Below are 23,694 nucleotides of genomic sequence, written 5' to 3'. Positions count from 1 at the left end.
TGAGCCGTCATACCTTTTTACACCACCGACATTAAACCTTTATAAGACATCTAACTCTAAACATCTATTCAACTCAACCTCTGTTTAACTTAGATGCGTCTCCAAGTGGTTCCTTGCTTGCTGTCTTCTAATTCAATATTGTTTTGTTGAAGCAAATTACGAATCTCATCCGCACGGGCAAAGTTTTTGTTGGCTTTGGCATCAATACGCTCTTGAATCAGAGTATCAATTTGCTCATCTGTCATCTGACCTTCATCGACTGCCCCAATTTGAGCTTGTAAAAACTCAGTAGGCTTCACTTGACCAATGTTTAACGTGCCTGCCAAACCTTTTAAAGTAACTACAGCGGCTTTCAACTTAGCGATGGCTTGATCATCCTCTGTCTCACGCGCTAACTTGTTAACCTCTTTTGCCAAACTAAACAACACACTAATGGCCTGCGGGGTATTAAAGTCATCGTTCATAGCTTTGATAAAGTTAGCACTATAGCCTCTAATCTCGCTATCTATACTGGCAATATCTACTGTCGCCTCAGACTGTGTATTAACCGGCGTATCCAGCACTGCTTCCGCTGCTTTTAAGGCTTGGTACACACGGGTTAAACCTGAATGTGCCTCTTTTAGCGCCGCATCAGAAAAGTTGACTTGACTACGATAATGGCTAGATAAAATAAAGAAGCGAATGGTTTCTGGATGGAACTTTTCCATCACTTCACGAATGGTAAAAAAGTTACCCAAAGATTTAGACATCTTTTCGCCATCGACGTTAATAAAGCCCACATGCATCCAGTTGTTGGCATAGGTGCAGCCCGTTGCTGCTTCTGATTGAGCAATTTCGTTTTCATGATGCGGAAACTGTAAATCATGACCACCGCCGTGAATATCGAAACTATTACCTAAGCACTTAGTGGACATCGCCGAACACTCAATGTGCCAACCGGGACGACCGCCGCCCCAGTTTGAATCCCACTGTGGCTCGCCAGCTTTGGCGGCTTTCCATAACACAAAGTCAAATGGATTCTTTTTGTCCGTATCCACATCGACACGTGAGCCCGCTTGTAAGTCCTCTAATTTACGCTTTGAGAGTTTACCGTAGCCCTCAAAAGTATCCACCGCATAATAGACATCGCCATTAGAAGCGGCATAAGCATGCTCTTTTTGCTCAAGCGTACCGATCATTTGTAGCATGTCATCAATGTGCTGTGTGGCACGAGGCTCTGCATCTGGGCTTTCACAGCCTAATGCGGCAGCATCTTCATGCATGGCTGTGATAAAGCGTTCTGTTAATTGACCAATCTCTTCACCATTCTCATTGGCACGGGCGATAATTTTGTCATCGATATCGGTAATATTACGCACATAATTGACATCAAATCCTAAGTGACGTAACCAACGCGATACCACATCGAACGCCACCATGACCCGAGCATGACCAATATGACAATAATCGTAAACCGTCATGCCACACACATACATCCCCACTTTACCGACTTGTAACGGCTCAAAGCTACGCTTATTGGTGGTCATAGAATCATAAATCTTCAACGTCGCCTGACTTTCAATCAGTTGCTTCGATAATGATTCAGGAGTGGGTGTGATTTTGGCAGATACAGACATAATAAAACCTTAAAATTAAAGCTGATAGTAGATAACTGATAATAGATAAAAAGCTACAGCGAGTATTATTCTTTGTGGGGCTCATATTACCTAAGCTTGGCTAAAATTGCTATATTTCATCCGCATAGGATATGATGCAGCTTTTATATATGTGATAAAAATCGACAACACCTTAACTGGAGACACACATTATGGGCAATCGACTTACCAAAATTTATACCCGAACCGGAGATGATGGTACGACCGGATTAGCCGACGGCAGCCGAGTTAGTAAATCAGATTTAATTTTTGTGGTAATGGGTGATGTGGATGAGCTTAATGCCCATATTGGCATGATATTGGCTCAAATAAATGGTTTAACTGCAGAGAAAGTTGAAGCATTTACTACAATCTCTATCAGTTTAAGCACAGTACAACACTTATTATTTAATGTGGGCGGTGAGCTTGCTATGCCAGAATATATCGGTATTAGCGAGGCACACATTAGCTGGCTAGAATCAGAGATTGATGCCTTTAATGAAGAATTACCTGCCTTAAAGGACTTTATCCTACCAGCAGGCTCTACCTTGGTCAGCCAAATTCATATTGCCCGCACAGTCTGCCGTAGAGCTGAACGCCAAGCGGTCAACTTACAGCTCAACAATAAAGAGGCGATTTCTGCCAATGCACTTAAGTTATTAAATCGCTTATCAGATTGGTTGTTTGTTCTATCTAGATATTGCGCTAAGGTAGAAGGCTCTAAAGAAGTATTGTGGGACAAGACCATACTTACTAGATTTGATTAAGCTAATTTGATTCAATGACTTTGACCCATAGCCTATGCTAACGGCCCATAAAAAAGGTCCCACATTTAGAATGTGGGACCTTTTTAATTAGGCTATAAACCTTAAACGATAAAATCAGCAATAGTTATTAATAAAGTAGCGACTTAATAAGTGCCTTCTTCTTCAATAATAACCATTTCCATATCATCATCCTTAGGCACAGTTAATGGCTTAGGTTTAGGCTTTGCCACAGCTTCTAAGTTACTGTTTTGCTCAGGTGCAGGCTTTGATGCACTGGTCTTTGGCGCTTCAGAGGCTGTTGGTTTTGCAGGTTCAGCAGGTTTTACTGCTGGCTTTTGTTGGGCCTGAGTTTGTGCTTCTGCACTACGAGCGGGCTGGGTCTGACGTACCGCTGGCTTCTGTTTTTGTTCAGGCTCTGGACGAACGCGAGGCTGTGAAGGCTGTTTTGGCTCTGCAGGTAAGGCAGGTGCTGGTCTTGGCTTATTGGTATCTGGTGCAGAGCGACGGCTATCAATAACCGCTTGGAATTGTGATTTAGCAATCACATCTGCCGCTGCCATTAAGATAGCAGGCTGTCCCACAACTCTAGCCACTGACTGACCACCTTGCATACCGACAACATAGTTAAAGTTATCACTAACCAACATATTGTTGTTTAATACGATATTTTCTGAACGCAATAGATCGGCTAGACTACGCTCTTCAACTTGGCTATAGACTCTGTCAGCACGGCTAATATCTTGATTGGGTAAAGTTAAACTTAAGCTGGCACTACAAGTGACCATGCCTTGGGCATTGGCATCTTGAATCACTTTTGGATTTGCAATATCGACTAGTATTGAGCCCGCAGCATTATTCACATTGGTAACGCTTAAACTTTCACCAACATTATCGGCATAGTTCTTAAATAAATTCTGTGACTGAGCCCCTAAAGTCGATTTTACAGATTGTGTTAGCTGAGTTAAGGCCATTTGATCATCACATTTAACCACTGGATTGGTTGTGACTACTTCAACTTTGGTCTCATCTGACTTATCAGCAGACTCTTCTTTTTTGCTACATCCAACCACGGTTAATCCGCAAAGTAACAGCACGCCTACCAAACCAGTAGGACGAGAAACACGATCAAAACTTAACTTCATTATAACCTCTTTTAAGACCCGCTTTGACTACCACACGGCAACCCATTTATTTAATAAAGTACTGCAAAACTCATTCAGTTAAGACACGTACATTAACCCTGTTAGTCATATTGTTGCGTATTATACGCCAAAGCATTTAAATTTGTTAATCCCTATTACTGTAACCGTATTTTAATGAAGCCTTATCACAAATTATATCTATACTTTGTAAAGTACCTTTTTTTGATCCTATTTATCTGCCACTATTGATCTAAAATAATTAGACTTAAATTGAAATTTTCAGCCTCAAATTAAAAATACATTTAGGTTAAAAATGCGGCGTGATTAACAAAGCCGTTAGTCTAAACAGAGAACAGTCATCTGCTGGTTATTTTCCCACCGCTACCACTATATTTAATCTTTACCATTAACCGTTTAACGAGAAACTATGACTTCCCTCAGCTCTTTACTCAAAAACTCACATACAACTTGCCCTACAACGTATTCCACCTTTTTACTTGGCCATAGAGGGGCACGTGGTGAGCGACTAGAAAACAGCAGAGAAGGTTTTATATATACTCATCGCCTAAGTCACCATTCTCAAGATAGACTGGTGGGCATTGAGTTTGATGTTCAATTGACCCAAGATGGCAAGCTAGTAGTATTTCATGATGACACTATGCTTAGGCTATTTTCAAGGCAGTCTAGAATAGATCAATGTACCGCTGCCGAAATCCAACGTCTTAGCGGTGGTGCTATTATGTTGCTTGAAGAGATGCCAGAGGTATTAGTAGGCTACCGTCATATTGAACTTGAAATAAAAACCCACAATCGCACTAACTATTCCAGGCTACTTCAGGCCCTTAAACAGTGTCTGAGCCAATCAACGTTTAAACAGTTACCTATAACTTTAACCAGCTTCGATGTGCAATTACTTGACTATTTACAAGCCGATTGTCTGTTGAACACCTTTAAGCGTGGACTACTGGTAGAGCCTATCTCTAGCCAATCCAACCCTGCTCTCATGAGTACCGGTCAGCTCTTATCGCACACTATAGACACAGCTTTAAGACTGCAATGTGAGGCTGTTGGTCTTTATTATCTTTTATTTAATGAAAGTTTCGTCACGCAATGTCGACGATATGGCCTTTCTACAACCGCTTGGACCGTCAATGATACTGATTATGCAAAATATCTGATAAAGTTGGGGGTAAACTACTTAATCACAGACTATCCTTCTGTATTTCTTAACAATGAAATATTAAAAATCCGATAATATTTCGCTTTATTTCTATAGGACATTTTTGTTACCGTGCTATTAATTGACTGTTAGATATAAGTAACTATGGTCTAAAAAATCACTTTATCTTTTAAATCCGAGTGCATAAGTGTTCACTTTGATATTTATTTAAGGTATTCTACCAATATATAGTTTTATCTATATTGTAAATTTTAACACCAAGTAAGGATGCTATACGAATGCATACTAGACCACGAAGCCTTTTAACCTCATTGCGCGCTATTGGACAACGTTCAATACAGAGTGCAAATAAAGCGGTTAGTACGGGCAAAAATTTGGTTAATACCTTAGCTAATTTGCCATTAGCCCAACTAATCAATAAAGATCCATCCAATAAGCAACATTCTATTAGTAATGGCGAAAAACTAATTACTGTCAGCTCTAATAATGGATCTGAGGCGGCTTCTAATCAATTGTCTAAAAAACTTGACCTAGGTAATGAGTTAACTGAAAAGTTAAGTGCCGAGCAAGAGCTGCTAGAAAAAGAGCTTGCTTTTAAACGTGCACCCATCAACTGGATTCCAGCCGTTGTTCTTGTCGCCACACCGATTGCCGCAGCAATAATCACGCCTTGGTATTTGGCTACTCATAAAGTTAGCGCCCCAGTATGGCTGACCTTTGGTGCGGTTGGAGTTTGGACTGGCTTGAGTATCACTGCCGGCTATCATAGATTAATGTCACATCGGGCTTATAAAGCACATCCTGCAGTGCGTAATTTCTTCTTAGTAGGTGCGACACTTGCGGTACAAGGCTCAGCATTTGATTGGTGCTCTGGGCACAGAACTCATCATAGACATGTTGATGATCCTATGGATGATCCGTACTCAGCCAAACGCGGCTTCTGGTTCAGTCATATAGGTTGGATGCTACGAAACTATCCTAGCGGTAATTTTGATTATAAAAATATTCCTGATCTTACCAAAGACAAAGTACTACAAATTCAGCATAAATATTATGGTGCTTGGGTAGTTGTTGCTAACGTAGGTCTAATCGGTGCTATCGGTTGGTTAATCGGTGATGTATGGGGTACTTTATTACTAGCCGGCTTGGTACGTTTAGTGATTAATCACCACTTTACCTTCTTTATCAACTCGTTATGTCATATGATTGGTACGCGTCCTTATACCGATACTAATACCGCCAGAGACAACTTCATATTGGCGATTCCGACATGGGGTGAGGGCTATCACAATTACCATCATTTCTTCCAATATGATTATCGTAATGGGGTTAAATGGTGGCAGTATGACCCAACCAAATGGTTAATTGCCGCTTTAGCGAAAGTGGGACTGGCATCAGAATTACGCACAGTAGATGACATGACTATTAAGCATGCTGAAGTAAATATGATGTTTAAACGTGCTCAGAATAAGCTTGCTAAAATTACCAATGAAGATGGCATCGTTATCGACAATAGCTTGCCGCGTAGCCTACAGAATTTTAGTGATCGAGTACATTTCGAGTATCAGATGTTCAATGAAACGGTTAAAGAGTGGCAAGCTCTAAAAGCCAAAGCCATTCAACTTAAGAAGACCGAGTTTGCTGAACGCTTGCATGAAGTCGATGAGATATTAAAAGATCAATACCATGCACTTGAAAAGCGTATTTTCAAACACAATCGCAATCTCAAACAAGCATTTAAAGAGGTTAACTTTAAAACAGCTTAGTAGATGATGTGTGGTGGTTATTTGTTCCTCTTGTTGCTTTAGAAGCTTTCAATAAATGTTTGTTATAAATAACTAGAATAATAAAAAATGCAGTAAGCTTTCTCCACCCCCTTACCTCAGGTAAGGGGGATTTTTTTTATGAGAAAATCATTTTAGCCTTTGCAAGTTACTCATGTAAGTTACTCACAACATTCTCACCACAATCGCCAAAGCAAAGGTTTGTTAGAATCAATATATAGCAATTGCTATAGTAGTCCGCTGCACTCTTCTAATATTTCGACCTGTTAATTTTTTAACTTTTTAATATCGAATACCAGTGTTTTGGAAAGCTCTTATTATCAAAACCTACAATGCCAAACATTTAGATCACCAGTGATAGAATTATAGCCGCAACTATCAAGACGACAAATACTTAAGACAACCAACCTTCATTATTAACAATCCAATCGAAAACTATAAATAACCCATACGATGCAGAATAAAACTATGACAGACCGTTCCCTAAATTATAAAAACAGCTATGTAAACTTAGACCCTAGGTTATATCATCGTCAGCCTCCTACCCCGTTAAGCAATCCGCGAGCAGGACACTTTAATCCAATAATTGCCAAACAATTGGGCTGGGACAAAGATCCTGAACTTATGGCGCGTTGGGTAGATATCTTGGGAGGTAATTATGTGCCTGAAGGATTTGCACCCCTTTCTATGGCCTATGCTGGACATCAATTTGGACAATGGGCAGGTCAGTTAGGCGATGGTCGAGGTCTGTTAATGGCTCAGGTCATCGATAATGAAGGTGAATTAAAAGACTTACATTTAAAGGGTGCAGGACTTACTCCCTATTCAAGAATGGGAGATGGCCGAGCAGTACTGCGTAGTACCATTCGAGAATATCTATGCGGACATGCTATGTCTAGTCTAGGCATTCGATCTTCAAGCTCTTTGGGCTTTGTGACCTCTGACACCGCTGTCCGCCGTGAGACGGTGGAGCAAGGCGCTGCTCTAATGCGTGTGGCAGATACTCACATTCGTTTAGGCCATGTTGAATGGATTGCCAGCTTTGCGCCAGATTTATTACCAAGCTTTACTCAGTATATGATTGAGACTTATTATCCTGAGCTGACTACCTCTCAAACTCCAGTAGCAGATTTTATCTCTGAAGTCGTCACTTCTACCGCGGTGATGATCGCTGATTGGCAACTGATTGGCTTTGCGCATGGCGTCATGAATACGGATAACTTATCGATTACTGGCACTACCTTAGACTATGGCCCTTTTGGGTTTTTAGAGAGATTTGACCCCGCTTGGATCAATAACCATTCTGATTATTCAGGTCGTTATGCCTATCAAAACCAACCTGCTATTGGTCATTGGAACCTAAATGTGTGGATGATGCACTTTATGCAGCTGTCTGGGAAGACCTTATTCAATGGCATCAAAGAAACCCTTAGTCGTGAGGTTTTGGCCAATTGCTTAGCCAAATATGAACCGAGCTTCATGCGTCACTATCAACAAGGTATTTGCAAAAAGCTTGGGTTGTCTTGGGATTATCTATCCAGTCAATCTTCATCAACTGAACTGTTATCTAGAGAGCCATCATCTAACGAAGCCGAAACTATCAATGAGACTTTAAAATTGGCTTTTGAACTATTGGAAATTGTTGAGTCCAATAAGCTAGACTATACCAACAGCTTTAGAGCGCTGATAGCGGTCGTTAATGCAGAGAATTACCCTTATGAAGCAGGCCTATTACAACAAATAGATTCAGAACTAGATTCTGAACAACTGACTGTTTGGCATCAATGGCGACAGCGTTATTTGTCTCATATCGAGAAAGTAGCAGCTACCCATAAGTTAAACCCAGATGCTGAGACCGCTAATACTTCAGCTGACTCAGCCAAAGCTGCCGTTATTGAGCAATTAACTCAATCCAACCCCGTCTATGTATTACGTAATGCTATGGCACAGCGTGCGATTGAACAGGCGCAGTCAGGAGACTTCTCGGAGGTGGATCGTTTATTCCAGCTGTTAACTACCCCTTATCAACTGCATGGATTAGCAACAAAACAAGACATAACTCCTCCAGATAGAGCCGCCAAACCGTTGGTTATAAGTTGTTCGTCGTAGTCGTTTATAGTACCTCATGATATTTATTTGTCTTACCATTAAGTATTTTTCATGTAAAAAACTGTTTTCAGAGCGGGTTATACAAGCTATATGACGCCTGAATCTGTATAATCAGCATATTACTGACGTGCTAGATAAATCTAAATATTGCATACGTCATTAATAATGTTAATAATGTTAATAATATTAAGTGACTTCTGACCCTGCAGTTACCGCTGTAAAGTGTTAAAATATCGGGGTTAAATGCCACAATTTTGAGTCTCCCGTTTGCGGATTTCCTTTTTCTAAAGATAATTGGTCTTAAACATGAGCGATAATACTTCTAATTCAAATTCCACAGAAATTAATGACATCAATGCGATGAATAAAGAGCAATTTGAGCAGTCTGCCCTGCATTATCACGAGCATCCTATCCCAGGTAAGATCTCGGTTACCCCTACTAAGCAAATTGCTAACCAGCATGATTTGGCGCTGGCTTATTCTCCCGGTGTGGCCGTTCCTTGTTTGGAAATTCAAAGAGACCCAAAACTTGCCGCAAAATATACTGCTCGCAGCAACTTAGTGGGTGTTATCACGAATGGTACCGCAGTACTGGGTCTAGGTAACATTGGTCCTCTAGCTTCTAAACCAGTTATGGAAGGTAAAGGCGTTCTGTTTAAAAGATTTGCCGGTATTGATGTATTTGATATTGAAATTGCTCAAAACGATCCAGATAAGTTCATTGAAGCTGTAGCTTCTCTTGAACCTACCTTCGGTGGTATTAACTTAGAAGACATTAAAGCACCAGAATGTTTCAAAATTGAACGCGAATTGCGTGAACGAATGAACATTCCTGTTTTCCATGATGACCAACATGGTACTTCTATCATCGTGGGTGCGGCATTAATTAATGCGCTAAAATTAATCGACAAAAAGATTGAAGATATTAAAGTAGTTTGTTCTGGTGCCGGTGCCGCTGCTATCTCTTGCTTAGACTTGATTTGTGCGCTAGGGGTTCAAAAATCTAATATTACTGTATCGGACTCACGCGGTATTATTTCTACTAAGCGTGAAAACTTAGATGAAAGCAAACAACGTTATGCTCGCGACACAGAAGCCACCAGTATCAATGAGGTGATGGATGGTGTGGATATGTTCCTAGGCCTATCAATGCCAGGTACTTTAACTCCAGATATGATCACGCGCATGGCCCGTGACCCAATCATCTTTGCCTTAGCCAACCCTACTCCAGAAATTATGCCTGAGCTGGCTCATGCGGTTCGTGATGATGTTATCATGGCAACCGGTCGTTCAGACTATCCTAACCAAGTAAATAATGCGCTTTGCTTCCCTTATATTTTCCGTGGTGCTCTAGATGTGGGCGCAACCATGGTAAATGAAGAGATGAAAATCGCTTGTGTCCATGCTATCGCAGCTATGGCGCACGTTGAAGCTACGCCACTACAAGGACAAAAGTATGTTGATACCAGTAAGAGCTTTGGTAGAGAATACTTAATTCCTGGTCCATTAGAGCCAAACTTAATCGTTGAAATCGCTTCAGCAGTGGCCAAAGCCGCTATGGATTCAGGTGTTGCTACCCTGCCTATCGATGACTTCGCAGCTTATCGTCAGAAACTTTCTGCCTTCGTTTATAACTCAGCCTTCGTTATGAAGCCTCTGTTTGCACGCGCTAAAGAAGATCCAAAACGTATCGTATTCTGTGAAGGCGAAGATCCTGATGTGTTGCGTGCGGTACAGGTTGTGGTCGATGAAGGTTTGGCTAAGCCTATTTTAGTGGGTCGTCCAAGTATCATTGAATCACAAATCAATGCCCTAAGCCTACGTCTTAAAACTGGTGAGAACATCGAAATTGTTAACCAAGATGATGACCCACGTTATAAAGATTACTGGCAGTATTACTATGACAAGAATAAGCGTAAAGGCGTAAGTATTGAGCTTGCTCGTCGTGATGTGCGTCGTAAGACTACTTTGATCGGCTCACTATTAGTTGAGAAAGGTGATGCAGACGGTATGATCTGTGGTACATTCAGCTACTATAACTTGCACTTAAACTACGTTGAAAAAGTTATTGATAAGTTAGAGGGTGTGAATAACTTCTACTCAATGAATGCTGTACTAATGCAAAACCGTAACCTGTTCATTGCTGATACTTATATTCATGAAGATCCAACGGCTGAGCAATTGGCTGAAATGACTGTATTGGCTGTTGCTCAGATGCGCCGTTTCGGTATCACACCGCGCGTTGCTCTGTTATCACATTCTAACTTCGGTACATCAAATCGCGATAGCGCGGTTAAGATGCGTAAAGTATACGAATTGTTGACTGACATGAATGTGGACTTCGAATTTGATGGTGAGATGCATGGTGATGCGGCTCTAGATGATCGTATCCGCACTCAAGATTTCCCACACAGTGTGTTGAATGGCCCAGCTAACCTATTGATTATGCCAACACTAGATGCGGCAAACATTGCCTTTAACTTATTGAAAACAGCTACTGGCAGCGCGTCTATTGGTCCAATCTTATTGGGCGCTAGCAAACCTGTCCATATCCTAACTCCTTCAGCCACTGCTCGTCGTATCGTTAACATGACAGCTTTAGCGGTTACTGAAGCTCAGGATCTTGCTGCTAATAATGCACAGTAAACTGCTGAAATATAGCGGTTAAGAATTTATTATTTGTTAGCCTGACAAATTGAAGTTAATAAAAAGCCAGCTTAATGCTGGCTTTTTATATGGGACAGTGTTTAATTATTGAAGGTTATTAATGGTTGATAGCTTTTAATTTTGGTATAGATCTTTTAGCTATAAAAGCTTAATTAGATGACTGAATTAGTCCGTAGAATAATAAGCAGTAAAATGACCACCATAGCTAATAAGAATCGATGTAATAGGGTTGAGTCAAACAGGCTGGCTATTTGAACATTGGAGTCTTGTACCACATTATAGCTACCAGTCTGGTCATCATAGCCTTGATTAATATTATCAAACTTCTGCATGGTCTCTAGGAAATATTCCATAAACCACTCAGACCATTCCAGAGGCCTAAAAGGTATAAACTTTCGCAATTCAGGAGAGTTGGCCTGAAGAGAATTTTTAAGCCAAAGCCTATCGTCTAAGTTGAGGCTACGCATGCGCCAATCGTCAAAGCTGTAGTGATCAATAGGCTTAAGCAGCGTTACTTTAAGTTTACTATGTCTGTCGTCCTTAAAAATATTATCCATAAGAGGCAATAATTTTTCCTTAGTCCCTTCTAGACACTGTAAGAAATAGGTCTGGTTATTACAAAGCATACCTTTAATGTTATTTTTTCGGTTATAGTCTTCAGCATGACTGCGGATATGTTCGAACAGCGAAGGATCTAACTTACTTTTTTTGCTAATATTGCTGACATAGACCAATCTAATTAAGGAGTCATCCTCAAAATCATTTAAGGCTTTTTTTAAGTGGTTATAACTTGAAATAATCATTCAATAAAACTCCGCTATGACTCACTGATAAAATTTGTGATTTCTAGCTTGGCGATAGTAATTGGGTTAAATAAAACTAAAACAAATAACTTTGTTAAAAACCATACTAATGTAGTTAAATCACTCAAAAGCTTGGCATTATAATCAATTTTAGCGTTTTATATTTAAGAATTTATTGACCAAACCGGTCATTGAGATACTCGGGCTATATAACATAGCTTATTTTAAATTTATAAGTAAATATCATTATTAGAAAGAACAGATTAAGGAATATTATGCAGGTATATATTGTCGGTGGCGCTGTTCGCGATAAGCTACTTAATCGGGCTTACACAGATAAAGACTTCGTGGTGGTAGGTGCCACGCCTGAACAAATGGTACAAGCGGGCTTTATACAAGTGGGTGAAGACTTCCCAGTATTCTTACATCCTAAGACCAAAGAAGAGTACGCCTTGGCTCGTACTGAACGTAAGTCAGGAAAAGGTTATAAAGGCTTTGAGGTATATGCCTCTCCTGAAGTAACTATAGAGGAAGACTTATTGCGTCGTGATTTGACAATCAATGCTATGGCAATAGAAGTCAAAGGGCTAATGGATGACACCCCTACTTCAGGGACTGTGATTGATCCCTATAACGGTCAACAAGACATCAAAGATAAAGTCTTACGCCATGTCTCTGAAGCCTTTAGCGAAGACCCCCTTCGGGTATTAAGAATCGCCCGATTTTATGGCCGCTTCTATGACCCTAGTGCAGCACAAAACTTTATTATCGCTCCAGAGACAGTGAATCTCATTCATACCATTAATGATAGTGGTGAGTTAAAGCATTTAACGGCGGAGAGAGTATGGCAAGAAACGAGCCGAGCCTTATTACAGTGCTCGCCTCAAGCTTATGTCGACTGCTTGATTGAAGTAGGTTCCCTACCCCATATCATGCCTAATTTGGCTCAAGCTTTACAAAATCCTTTTATCAAAAGCTTGGTATTTAAAGCTCTGCAATTAGCAGGACAACAGAACTTAAACTTGGCTCAGCGCTGGGCAATTTTGATGTTTGGTTTCGCTGCTGACTGTACCTCTCAACTATCTAATAGTCTGGGTTTGAAAGATCAGACTATAGATAAAACGGATACCAAGGCGCTGCAGCTTTGGACCGCAGAATCGAAAGCGCTAGGCCAGCTATTAAAAGTGCCTAATAAGATAACACAGTATGCACAAGCCTATATTACTTGCTACCCCTACTTGACTAATTATACGCGGCTTTCCGCAGCTGATATTGCCCGACTCATTGGCGTTACTAAGGCAGACAAGAGTGATACCGAGATAAATGAGCTATTCCAAGTTCATAAGATATTAGAGCTGGCTTATCAACAGCTTGAGTTTGATCGCTATATTCAGGCCTTTAAAAGCATCACTATTAAGGATGTAGATGAGAGTTTAAAAGGCAGTGCCATCGGTGAGGCAATCCATCAAGCTAGAATAGATAGCATTGAAAATTTAAAAAAACTGCCATAAATTAGCGTCTTATGCTTGCAAATTTATAATTTTCAGGTAATATAATGCGTCTAATAAAGCTGATTAAACAGCTTGTTATTAGGGCCCATAGCTCAGTTGGTTAGAGCAGAGGACTCATAATCCTTTGGTCGTAGGTTCAAGTCCTACTGGGCCCACCAGATTTCTTATTACAAGCATTCAAGGCTTACCGTTATATTCGGTAAGCCTTTTTTATGGCTGTTTTATTTGGATTACAAACATTTGCGACAAAAATTGGTCATATAGAATATTAATTGGTATATAAATCACATAATCAAAAATTCTAAGTTTAAATAAATTCACAATAATGAATTAAGTGTTTATTTAAACATAGATTCGCCATCTACAGTAACGACAAGACCTCCATTTTTCCATTTTAGTCGTGGTGTTGCTTCGCTCATACGTTTCGATGTCTGTCCCGAATGCTCAATAACAATGCCTTGCTCATCAATGATTGCAGTCCCTATCACATAAGTATAAATAAAGTTACTTTTAGCTTTGGGAGAAATACTAGAATTAAAAACGCATTCAACTAATTGATCAGCATATGTCATTCGCATTTTCGGTTGAAGCGAGGCAATCGAAACAACACCATTACTAATAGCCGAATAGACCGAAAAAACAATACCAACTCTACGGCCAATTAACTTAGCAATGTCACAGTTAATTTCTACACGCTCAACTCCGGGCTCATTTTTACTCGCCTCCTTAACGTCTCCCATGTGTTGAATATAGGGAAACTTATTCAAAGCTCCCGTCTGGTTGGGTGCATGAATATAGTGCATAACACTTTCGCCTTCAACCAATAAACCAACTCGTAAATCTAAATCATCATTGTCACTGCGATTATCGCCATTATCAATCCAAATTGCTTCAACTATTAAAGAAGACTGCTTTTTGGTAAGATTTACTCTATGAGGTCTATCCGGTTTATCTAAAACAATTTTGTTTAACGACACTTTAGACTGACTATCAAGCTGTGTACCTGTATTAGTATGTTGCGATAAGCTAGTATCAGGTAGACTTACAGGTTCTTCAACTTCCCCGCCATAATATTCAATCAAGCTGGCTAACCCACCACTGAATCCTTGTGCTATTGCGCTAAATCGCCAGATACCTGATTTTTTATAGCATTCAAACAACATAATCGCACGTTCTTGATCAAACATACTGCCATCAAAAGCAAAGCTTGCTACAACTTGACTCTCCATATTGATTAAGCTAATTTTGCTTTGGTCTATCTGCGACATTGTACCGCTACCATCAATTGCTAATGTCACCATCAGATGTTCGATTTTGCTATCCAACGTAGCCAGATCTATTGAAAACAATGATTGTTGGTTTGTACTATGTTTAAGGCTTATAGAACCACAAGGGCTAACAGGTTGATTATAAAAAATCATATAGGCTTCATCGCTCAAATGATTTTCAGTATCTAAACCAAACACTGAGACATCAATCGTTAGTGGGCTGTTTAAATCAACCTGTAAGCTAAATGCTTTTTGAGTGGTTAAAACATCACTTAGCTTTGCTTTTTGCCCACGTATAAATTGCATAATAAAATTTCCGGTGGTGGTTCAAAAAGTAGGCTGACATTAGACATATCCATGATTGATGTAAAAGAAAGCTAAATCAAAGGCTTTAAAGTGATTTTCCAGCTTTTTAGAAAAGTTACAACTTCGCCTAAATGCTCGCCTTACTCGATGTCTGATAGTGCAATTATTACCTTCAATACCGACCGTGAAAAACTTGCCAATGACTTGGGTAAAGCCCTTAAAACCGGTAACAAAGCTATCCCAGGTATCACTAGCGATTCTAGCACAACTTACGCCTAAGGCTTGCAGTTTAGCTTTAAGCTTTTTGACAGTGTTAAGGTCTCGTTTTCCCCACACATAGGCAACAATTTCACCTGTGTCACGGTGATAGGCATAAATTAGCCATTGTTTGTTGGTCTTCTTGCCTACGAATGTCCAAAGCTCATCGACTTCAAGACAGTCGTATTGCCTTTGCTTGGGGGTTATTTGGTAGTGACACTTTTTTAGGGTGGCCAGTACTTTGCCTTTGCTGATTCTCTCAACGCAAGCGATGTCTTTTATGCCACTGCCTCGAACCATAAGATGGCGTATTTTGCTATCTTTTTGGGAGTGACAGCCTTGGTACGTTAAGGCATGGTCGCCAATAAACTGCCGTTTGCAGTCTTTGCATTTATAGTTTTGTTTACCATAGCTTTTGAAGCCATTTTTCTTTATACTGTCACTTAGACAGGCTGGGCATTTGATGTATAGTGTGATTTGCATTTCACTATTTTATCAATTTCTCAGCCTGTTTTTTTTCAGCCTACTTTTTGAACCACCACCAAATTTCCATGTAAATATTCGATTTTTATAATGTTTATGTAATTAGTACTTTATCGCATTACCGTTACTTTTCTTCACTCTTGCAGTTTCAAATATGATATAAGTATTTAAAAGCTAACTCATTATGGAAATGATTAATAACTTATCAAGACTATAAAATATCTAGATTTATCATCGAATATTAATCAGCTTTAAAAACTCATGTTCTTTAATGATTCTAATATCAGCACCGCTTTCTATTAACTCTTCGACCTTACGCTGCTTGCTACTTTTATCATGACCATTTAGTAAGTTTATGTCTGGTATCCCAACTACCAAGTAATGTAGCCTTAGAGTGATGGCAACATTGCAAATTCAACTTATCACTTTAAGAAAGTCTGATTAATCTCTTTGCCAGTAAATACTTCATCTGTCTCTTCATAATCTTCAGGTTTGTCATAATCATAGTCAATTTCGAACTTTCCATCAGGATATAGAGTAAAGGTCAAGCCCCATATTCTATCGCCTGTAAGATTTATTAAATGATCTCGGAGATAGATTGCAGCATTATGCTCTGATATTAAAATCTCACTTGGTAATTCCCTATATTCTTTAATAACTTTTTTACTAGAATAGATGATTTTTTCAGACCGTGACATTTTATTGAAAATTTCAGTATTTAAGACTAATCTGTCCCAAGTGTCATTACCAACATGCTTTAAAAGTGCTTTTACTAAGATATGGTATGCCTCATTTTCATTAGATATACTCATTCAAAGACTCCTTTACTGTTCAAAAATATATGGTGATTTTGCTTTTCCATCTACTTTAATATTAACGATGAATTTACTTGGTCTGCTTGAGCTGGAGTTAGCATAATCCAAATCAATCTTTATTGATACAGACTTACCTGCTTTGAACTCATTCCTTACTTCATTTTCCATTCTTTTCCAATTGCCTCTATTCAATGTGCTCGCTTGCGGAACCATATTTAATCTATAACCTGCAACACCTAATTTACTAGCAATTAAATGACCGCTATCATCACCTGTTGCATTCTCAGCTTTGCCTGCATTTCTTTGTCGATTGGTATTCCTATCTATTTTATTAAGAGACAGCTCAACTTTAAACTTATTGATTCGACCTTTACTGTTTGTGATGTATTTATGCCCGTTTGAGATTTTATATTGTTTAATTAGTTAAAAAATTGGTTTATTTATGAACCTATCCCCTTTGCCCTTTGATCCAGTAGGAAGGTTTATAACAAGCTTAACATCTTCACCTTTACTAACCATACTAATAAGGTCAGCACCAGATATCTAAAAAGACCTGCCGTAATAATACGACAGGTCTTTTTTATGGGTTTTGGAGAGGTTTAGAATGAGCCATTTACTCAAGCTACTTAGCTTTCAAGCTCACCCCTACTTACCCTCTGCAAATTCAACCAATGCATCAACAAACTTTTTCAAATACTTCTGAGTACGTTCGTTTGTAAAATTACCTTCATCATCTAGTGCATCATAAGCATTACTTAGATAGATTTCCGGTGCCAATAATACTGGCGCTTCAAAAGGCAGCATGGTTTTACGTAAGTCAAAGCCACAACTTCTACCGCCATATGAACTAGGTGAAGCAGTGACAAATGCTGTTTTTCTACCGGTTAATACACTGTTCTTAAAAGGTCGTGATAGCACATCAATAGCATTTTTAACACCACCTGGGATAGTACGGTTGTATTCTGGACTAACAATTAATAACGCATTTGCATCTTTTACTTGCTCTCTAATGCGAGAGTAACTTTCAGGTGGCGTGTCAGTGTCAATGTCTTCATTATAATGGGGTAAGTCGTCTATTCGGCACTCTACTACCGATACATGATCAGGCATTTGCGAAACCATGTATTCAGCAAATTTACGATTGACAGAATCTTTGCGAAGGCTACCAATGATAAGAGCTATTTTTAAAGGTTTAAAAGTACTCATGATGTATCTTCTCCTATATTAAGCTATTTTATTAATTCTATTTTTATGAACTGCAACTTCAATATAGATATGATATCATTAGTTTTAATAAAATAAAGTTAGGATAAGACGAAAATTTGTGTTGTGAATGTTAAAAAGTATTTTTCAAAGTTTAAGCCATATAATGCTCATGTTACCTCTAACTGTTAGCAATTTTTAGTCTGCTTAGAGTTGGTTTTTAAGTGTTAAATTTTTTTAGCTAATGTCGTATATTTAAGAAGGTTAATCAAAAATTAAACGCCTCGCCATACTCTCTAAAATCAAAGAACCCTTCCTGTCTAGACAATAAATGAGCGGCATATTTGTCAATCGCTTCGGCAGGGTTTATGAGTTTTTTGATGCTATAAACATCTTCATCTTCAATAATGAACATGTCTTTTTTAGCGTGATTAACAATTGAGAATAGCTGGAAGTTTTTTGGTTGCTCTAAAAGATTAAATCTTGTATCAATTAAAGCCCGTAGCTGAAAATGGGTGTCATAACTGTCGTCATCTTCATAATCTACTAAAAATGGCTGTTGAAACTTTCCTTCTAAAAATGCGACTTTTTCACGAGCTTTTTTACTCTTTCCTTCAATGTCTGGACAAATTGAACCAAGAGGAGGATTGTTACTTGACGGTAAAGCACTTGGGGCTAGTGATCCATAATTTACTCCATCAGAAATATACCAACCTGCACTACGCCATAGCCATGATTCAACAATCTCGTTAGGAAAATTGAATTCGTTTTGCTCAGCGTCATCTGAAATGTATGGGGTATACCGTAGATATATAATAATACCGTTTATATTAATACCAAACGCAGTGATGTCTGACATTATCTCTGGCATGTCTGTTCTTTCGATAGCATAAAAGAACTTTTCTTTAACCTGAGATAACACTATATAAGTTTCAGGTTGAGTGTCTTTAAAAGGCTTAAAGAAATACTCATGAAAGCTTATTCCTTCAGGCTTGGCATTCTTAAAGTTAATCGCATTAAACTCAATTCTTGTTTCATCTCTATTTTTAATGTAAACATCATCAATACTTACCTTATCTAAGTCATAATAAATCTCATCAAACTCATTTAAAATATGGGTATTCATTTTACTTTCCCTGTTTAGCTTTAATAGTTTTAGAAATTTGATTGGGACTCACTTAATGCTATGACAGTTACCGAGTATAGACAGGTGGACTAATGTTATCACCAGAGTTAATTTCTGTTATAAATATATTATATCTATAACTGACGACAAGGTTTACCGTCATACTATGATGCAACCTCTTACTTATTCGCTGCCTTATATGCTTACCCTCTACAAGCTACCTTATTTTTATGAAAAATATTCAATAACAACTTCCAACCTACTTGTTTTTTAGTCTGCCTATTCAGCTTGATGTTAAGTTTAATAACCGTCCAACACCTGACTCAGAGTTGATCGTCATCTTAACCAAACGATTGTTATAAAAGAATAAATCGTTGCCCTTAAGCTTTCTTAAGGTTCAGTTAAGGTTAAACCCTTACTATGCTCCCATGCCGATTATGGCATTTTAATTTATAACCGATTGGGAGCAATCCATGTCAATAATTAACGCTTCAGTTGGTCATCAAAACCCCCTGTTACAACAAGCGCTATCACAAAATCCAAATACCACTTTTCATATTGAGACACTTAATCCAACACCAGTAAGAAACGGGAAAACCGTCGTGTCTGAGTTGTCGGTTTATGCGACGACAGCGTCCTCGTCTCCTTTTATGGCTCACGATGTGTGCTCTCAGCATCACATGGCACAAAACTTTATCCAACAGATATATGAAGTCAGTCATCAAGCAAAACTTAGCTACTTCATGCCTATATTGTTTTCAGGATTTAGTCAGCCCACCTCTACAATTGCTGCTGCCCACAATAATGTTTTTATACCCAGTGTGGCGATTGGATTGACGCCGGTTACCCAACAGCCGATATTTTTAGAGCAGTATCTTAATTCTCCTATAGAAATTGAGATCGCTAAAATTGCAGGTCAGCATGTGCCCCGTGAACGCATTTGCGAGATTGGCAATCTGGCCTCTCAATGTGCGGGTAATGCCCGTTTAATGGTGGCTTTTTTAGTATTTCATTTGTCATCTCCAATAACCAGATTGGCTGATGACAGTGCTTGTCCGCCTAATGCGGCCGCTACCAAAGTCGATTGGGCGGTATGTACCGGAACCAATGTAGTCCAACATATATTGTCTAGCATGGGTATTGAAAGTCATGTCGTTGCAAGAGCTACGGTCGATGCGTTACAAGACCCTGAACAACAATCCGTTTGGGGCAGTTACTACGATAATAACCCATTGGTACTGGCCATCGATGTGGCTAAATCCAAAGCGGTGTGTTCGCCTTATTATCGATACACTGAACATACTCACGTTGAGACTGGGGTCAGTGCAGACATCTGTCTTGAACCTACTGAAAATTATCAACAAGCGTCTGTTTGTACGCCCACGGCTAATAAGCCATTCAATGATATACAGACAGCGGGTATGCAACCGACTGACATGCAAACAACGAATGCGCATACCATTGATACGCAAAATGGCCTATTAGTTACCCAGTCCTCTACTACCCAACCGCCTGTAGATAAACGGCCTGCCTGTTGCTAAGTACACGTCCTTATAAATATAAAAATGAGGTATATGCGTAACTGTTGACCCCTCTTCTTAACATGTGAGCCAATCATGACCCCTATTTACCATGCTATTTGTCAGCACGCCCGCCAAACTCCCAATCGAATTGCCATTAGCGCCATCCCTCATAATCAACCAAATAGTCAGCAAAATTCTGATGACCTAACCCATTTATCTTATGCCACCTTAAAGAGTTTCTTGGATAAATTGCAGCATCAACTGAGTAATTGGCAAGGTACCCGCGTGGCGATATATGCCCACAATGACATAGATTGGGTCTTATTAGACTTGGCTTTGAGTCATGTCGGGGCAGTTGTTATACCTATTCCACTATTCTTTAGTGCATCGCAAATTAATCATTTAATTAAAGATGCTCAAATCCATACCGTCTATGTTGGGTCCGGTCTTACTCTGTCTGAGCTTACTGAGACTCCTATTGAGACAAGTGCTGAAAATAAACTCAAGACAAGTACTTCCGGCTATATCAGCAAATTGGATATGGCGAATATAAACACCATTACCTTTGAACAAATGCCGTTGATTACTGGTGAGTTTTACCACGTTGATAGCCGTTTATTTCCTAATAAATTATCGACTAATAACTTATCGACGAATAAAGCCAACTCATTGCAACAAACGGCCAGTCACAGCAGTTCAGAAACATCGCCTTTTTGTAAGGTGACCTATACCTCAGGCAGTACCGGTATGCCCAAAGGCGTGTGCTTAGGTGAAGATACCTTAATGAAAATTGTGGTGTCACTATCGGACGCTTTAAGCGATACATTATTAGCTGACTCTCCTAACCACACTTCTAATCACACTTCACGCTATACCTCATCACGTACAGACATGACCTTCGATTTTAAAGCCGGTCATTTAAGCGTATTACCTTTTACTACCCTACTAGAAAATGTCGCAGGTATGTATGTCAGCTTTTATATGGGTCGCACTTTAGTCATAGGCGATGTGAGTAAATTTGGATTATTGTCTAATCAAGCCTTTGATGCCGACAGATTAATACAGGCAGTACAGACTCATAAAATAGCCAGTGTTATTTTACTGCCACAAATGCTTAAAGCCATTTGTGAGACTATGATAATCCAGCAAACTACTCAACCAGTCACTCAATGCGGTTATGAAAAAGAGCATAAACAAGAGTATCTAAAGGCACAAGAAACAAACAAAGACGACTCTGATCTAGTCTCCTTACGCTCATGCACCATGCCAACGCTACGATTTATGGCAGTAGGTGGCGGCAAAGTATCTCCCAAATTATTACAAGAAGCAGCGTCTTTAGGCTTGCCAGTATATGAAGGTTATGGACTCTCAGAATGTGGCTCAGTGGTTAGTCTCAATACACCGAAAGCTCATCGATTCGGTAGTGTGGGTAAACCGATGCCTCACGCTTCGGTCAGTATTGCCCCAAGTGGTGAAGTCATGGTGGCGGGTAATGCGATGCACGGTTATCTCAATCAAGACGATGAGCCACTTGAGTCATTGACTACCTCTAAGCAAAGTCAGCCATTGATTGCCACCGGAGACATTGGCCATATAGATGATGATGGCTATTTATACATTACCGGACGACTTAAAAATGTGCTGATTAGCAGCTTTGGTCGCAATATTTCACCAGAATGGGTAGAAGCCCAGCTGTTAACTCAGCCCGTTATCTATCAAGCAGCGGTCTTAGGTGATGGCGAGCCAGCCTTATCTGCAGTAATTGTGGTAAATCAGAACTGTCAGAACGTGCTGAGTGGTGATGGCAGTAGCAGTGCCAACATGAGTAATAGCAACAGCAATGATAATAACGAGATTCATAAAGCCGTTGCTGAAGCCATAGAACGCACTAATAACACCTTACCTGATTACGCACGTATCAAACATTGGCAAATAGTAGACACCCCGTTTAGCACTGAAAATGAGCTACTGACTGATAACGGGAAACTGCGAAGAATGCATATTCTCAGCGCTTATGGTCCTGCATTAGGGCTAAGTGTTTAGCCCTACTTTACCTACTGATTAAAATGATCATTTTCATTATTTATTATTGCCATTATCAATAAGGAAACCTTATGAACACCCTGTCTTCACAAACTGCTTCATCTCCAAAATCTGAGTCACAGTCTGAATCAGAGTCGCAGTCACAATTACAACCACAGTCAGCTATCGATACTGCTCACGAAAACCCTATTTTGACAGACAGCATAGAAAACGGCTTGCAACATAGAGCGGATATACTAACGGCTCTACAGACCCAAGGCTGGTTACTATTACGAGATGAGGGTTACAACGTAGATAGCTTTAGTAGCTTAATGAACGACTTATGCCAAACATTGACCTATGATCCTGCTCGCGAAAATATAAACAAAGAAGCACAGAAAGTGGATGCTGGCACGCATCCGGTCGGTCTACATATAGAAAATGGCAATACCCCGATGCCGCCTGATGTCATTGCTTTTTTTAGTGAGCTTAGTGCCAGTAAAGGCTCACAAACCACAGTATGTGATGGCCATGCGGTATATGAAGCACTACCGGCAGACCTAAAACAACTATTCTCCCAGCCTATCCGTATCAGCCGTTATCTTCCCAAAGCAATTTGGCAGACTTATATGGCCACAGCGATGGGGCAAACCGAAGGAAGTAATAATTTTAGCCTTGATGACTTAAAATCCTTTATCGATAAGACAAAGAGTGACTTATTGACTCATGCTGTTGAACCTCAGAGCGATGGCGGTGTACGTTACGTGTTACAAGTGCCCGCCATTCGTTCAGATAATTTAAGTGGGCTGCCTGCTTTTGCCAATACCTTACTAGGGCCTTCTTTTAACTATGAAAAACCAGAGTTTACCTTAGCAAATGGCGAGCCAGTAACTGCTGACATGATTGAGCGATTAACCCAGCTTTGTGAGGCCTATACGCAAGATGTGACTTGGCAAGATGGCGATGTGTTGGTTATCGATAACAAACGAATCATGCATGGTCGTCGTGAAATCCTGGTGCCTTTAAATGAGCGTAAGCTTTATATTGCAATGGGTTTAGGGCTTAGGGCTTAAGGCCTAGAGTTTAGATTTGA

Annotated in this window: 18 protein-coding genes and 1 tRNA gene; 10 read left to right on the top strand and 9 right to left on the bottom strand. The window is 39.6% G+C overall.

The features are described from left to right. Window positions 1-89: 89 nt before the first annotated feature. The gene (gene cysS, locus LK453_RS10735) at window positions 90-1,526 is read right to left on the bottom strand and encodes a cysteine--tRNA ligase (protein WP_455566951.1); all 1,437 of its coding nucleotides are present in this window, start codon (window positions 1,524-1,526) and stop codon (window positions 90-92) included. 281 nt (window positions 1,527-1,807) lie between these two features. Here cysS and LK453_RS10730 point away from each other — a divergent pair, with 281 nt between their 5' ends. Beyond that, window positions 1,808-2,401: a cob(I)yrinic acid a,c-diamide adenosyltransferase gene (locus LK453_RS10730; protein WP_201530150.1), complete on the top strand. Its 594-nt coding sequence runs from the start codon at window positions 1,808-1,810 to the stop codon at window positions 2,399-2,401. Between the two features lie 143 nt (window positions 2,402-2,544). Here the strand turns inward: LK453_RS10730 and LK453_RS10725 are convergent, their stop codons facing one another. Continuing rightward, window positions 2,545-3,543, bottom strand: coding sequence for a hypothetical protein (locus LK453_RS10725; RefSeq protein ID WP_201530151.1), 999 nt, complete (start codon window positions 3,541-3,543; stop codon window positions 2,545-2,547). A gap of 427 nt (window positions 3,544-3,970) precedes the next feature. Here LK453_RS10725 and LK453_RS10720 point away from each other — a divergent pair, with 427 nt between their 5' ends. From LK453_RS10720 to LK453_RS10705, 4 genes are all read left to right on the top strand, one after another. Next, a complete protein-coding gene (locus LK453_RS10720) occupies window positions 3,971-4,798 on the top strand; it encodes a glycerophosphodiester phosphodiesterase (protein WP_201537790.1) in 828 nt (275 codons plus the stop codon). A 497-nt stretch (window positions 4,799-5,295) separates the two neighbouring features. Further along, window positions 5,296-6,489 carry an acyl-CoA desaturase gene (locus tag LK453_RS10715; protein WP_201537820.1) on the top strand — a complete coding sequence of 398 codons (1,194 nt, stop codon included), beginning with the start codon at window positions 5,296-5,298 and terminating at the stop codon, window positions 6,487-6,489. A gap of 486 nt (window positions 6,490-6,975) precedes the next feature. Further along, window positions 6,976-8,616: a protein adenylyltransferase SelO gene (locus LK453_RS10710; protein WP_227674438.1), complete on the top strand. Its 1,641-nt coding sequence runs from the start codon at window positions 6,976-6,978 to the stop codon at window positions 8,614-8,616. A 306-nt stretch (window positions 8,617-8,922) separates the two neighbouring features. Continuing rightward, window positions 8,923-11,262, top strand: coding sequence for an NADP-dependent malic enzyme (locus tag LK453_RS10705; RefSeq protein ID WP_288776017.1), 2,340 nt, complete (start codon window positions 8,923-8,925; stop codon window positions 11,260-11,262). Window positions 11,263-11,435: 173 nt separating this feature from the next. Here the strand turns inward: LK453_RS10705 and LK453_RS10700 are convergent, their stop codons facing one another. Further along, complete coding sequence (locus tag LK453_RS10700) at window positions 11,436-12,086, bottom strand: BLUF domain-containing protein (RefSeq protein ID WP_201541954.1); 651 nt, start codon at window positions 12,084-12,086, stop codon at window positions 11,436-11,438. Window positions 12,087-12,361: 275 nt separating this feature from the next. Between LK453_RS10700 and LK453_RS10695 the strand changes: the two genes are divergently transcribed. Both LK453_RS10695 and LK453_RS10690 read left to right on the top strand, forming a co-directional pair. Continuing rightward, window positions 12,362-13,597: a tRNA cytidylyltransferase gene (locus LK453_RS10695; protein ID WP_201538495.1), complete on the top strand. Its 1,236-nt coding sequence runs from the start codon at window positions 12,362-12,364 to the stop codon at window positions 13,595-13,597. Window positions 13,598-13,678: 81 nt separating this feature from the next. Then, window positions 13,679-13,755: transfer RNA gene (locus LK453_RS10690), tRNA-Ile, on the top strand. 180 nt (window positions 13,756-13,935) lie between these two features. Here LK453_RS10690 and LK453_RS10685 read toward each other — a convergent pair. The 6 genes from LK453_RS10685 to LK453_RS10660 form a co-directional block, all read right to left on the bottom strand. Then, entirely contained in the window at window positions 13,936-15,171 is a 1,236-nt protein-coding gene (locus LK453_RS10685) for a TerD family protein (RefSeq protein ID WP_201541953.1), read from the bottom strand. A 39-nt stretch (window positions 15,172-15,210) separates the two neighbouring features. Next, window positions 15,211-15,912: an IS1 family transposase gene (locus tag LK453_RS10680; RefSeq protein ID WP_227953986.1), complete on the bottom strand. Its 702-nt coding sequence runs from the start codon at window positions 15,910-15,912 to the stop codon at window positions 15,211-15,213. A gap of 422 nt (window positions 15,913-16,334) precedes the next feature. After that, window positions 16,335-16,724, bottom strand: a complete 390-nt coding sequence (locus LK453_RS10675; protein ID WP_201538499.1) for a hypothetical protein — start codon at window positions 16,722-16,724, stop codon at window positions 16,335-16,337. Window positions 16,725-16,736: 12 nt separating this feature from the next. Beyond that, window positions 16,737-17,132 carry a DNA/RNA non-specific endonuclease gene (locus LK453_RS10670; protein ID WP_227945206.1) on the bottom strand — a complete coding sequence of 132 codons (396 nt, stop codon included), beginning with the start codon at window positions 17,130-17,132 and terminating at the stop codon, window positions 16,737-16,739. 240 nt (window positions 17,133-17,372) lie between these two features. Further along, the gene (locus LK453_RS10665) at window positions 17,373-17,933 is read right to left on the bottom strand and encodes an NADPH-dependent FMN reductase (RefSeq protein WP_201538501.1); all 561 of its coding nucleotides are present in this window, start codon (window positions 17,931-17,933) and stop codon (window positions 17,373-17,375) included. Between the two features lie 265 nt (window positions 17,934-18,198). Beyond that, on the bottom strand, window positions 18,199-19,056 hold the full coding sequence (locus LK453_RS10660) for a hypothetical protein (protein ID WP_201541934.1): 858 nt from the start codon (window positions 19,054-19,056) through the stop codon (window positions 18,199-18,201). A 473-nt stretch (window positions 19,057-19,529) separates the two neighbouring features. Here LK453_RS10660 and LK453_RS10655 point away from each other — a divergent pair, with 473 nt between their 5' ends. From LK453_RS10655 to LK453_RS10645, 3 genes are all read left to right on the top strand, one after another. Beyond that, window positions 19,530-20,597, top strand: a complete 1,068-nt coding sequence (locus tag LK453_RS10655; protein WP_201538613.1) for a thermostable hemolysin — start codon at window positions 19,530-19,532, stop codon at window positions 20,595-20,597. Between the two features lie 75 nt (window positions 20,598-20,672). Next, window positions 20,673-22,622, top strand: coding sequence for an AMP-binding protein (locus LK453_RS10650; protein WP_201541943.1), 1,950 nt, complete (start codon window positions 20,673-20,675; stop codon window positions 22,620-22,622). Between the two features lie 71 nt (window positions 22,623-22,693). Further along, window positions 22,694-23,674: a TauD/TfdA family dioxygenase gene (locus tag LK453_RS10645; RefSeq protein ID WP_201537955.1), complete on the top strand. Its 981-nt coding sequence runs from the start codon at window positions 22,694-22,696 to the stop codon at window positions 23,672-23,674. Window positions 23,675-23,694 lie beyond the last annotated feature (20 nt).

It is taken from the genome of Psychrobacter sanguinis, from assembly GCF_020736705.1.
Taxonomy (GTDB): Bacteria; Pseudomonadota; Gammaproteobacteria; order Pseudomonadales; family Moraxellaceae; genus Psychrobacter; species Psychrobacter sanguinis.
The sequence above is the reverse complement of the archived record's forward strand: the minus strand, read 5'-3'. Positions and strand labels throughout refer to the sequence as shown.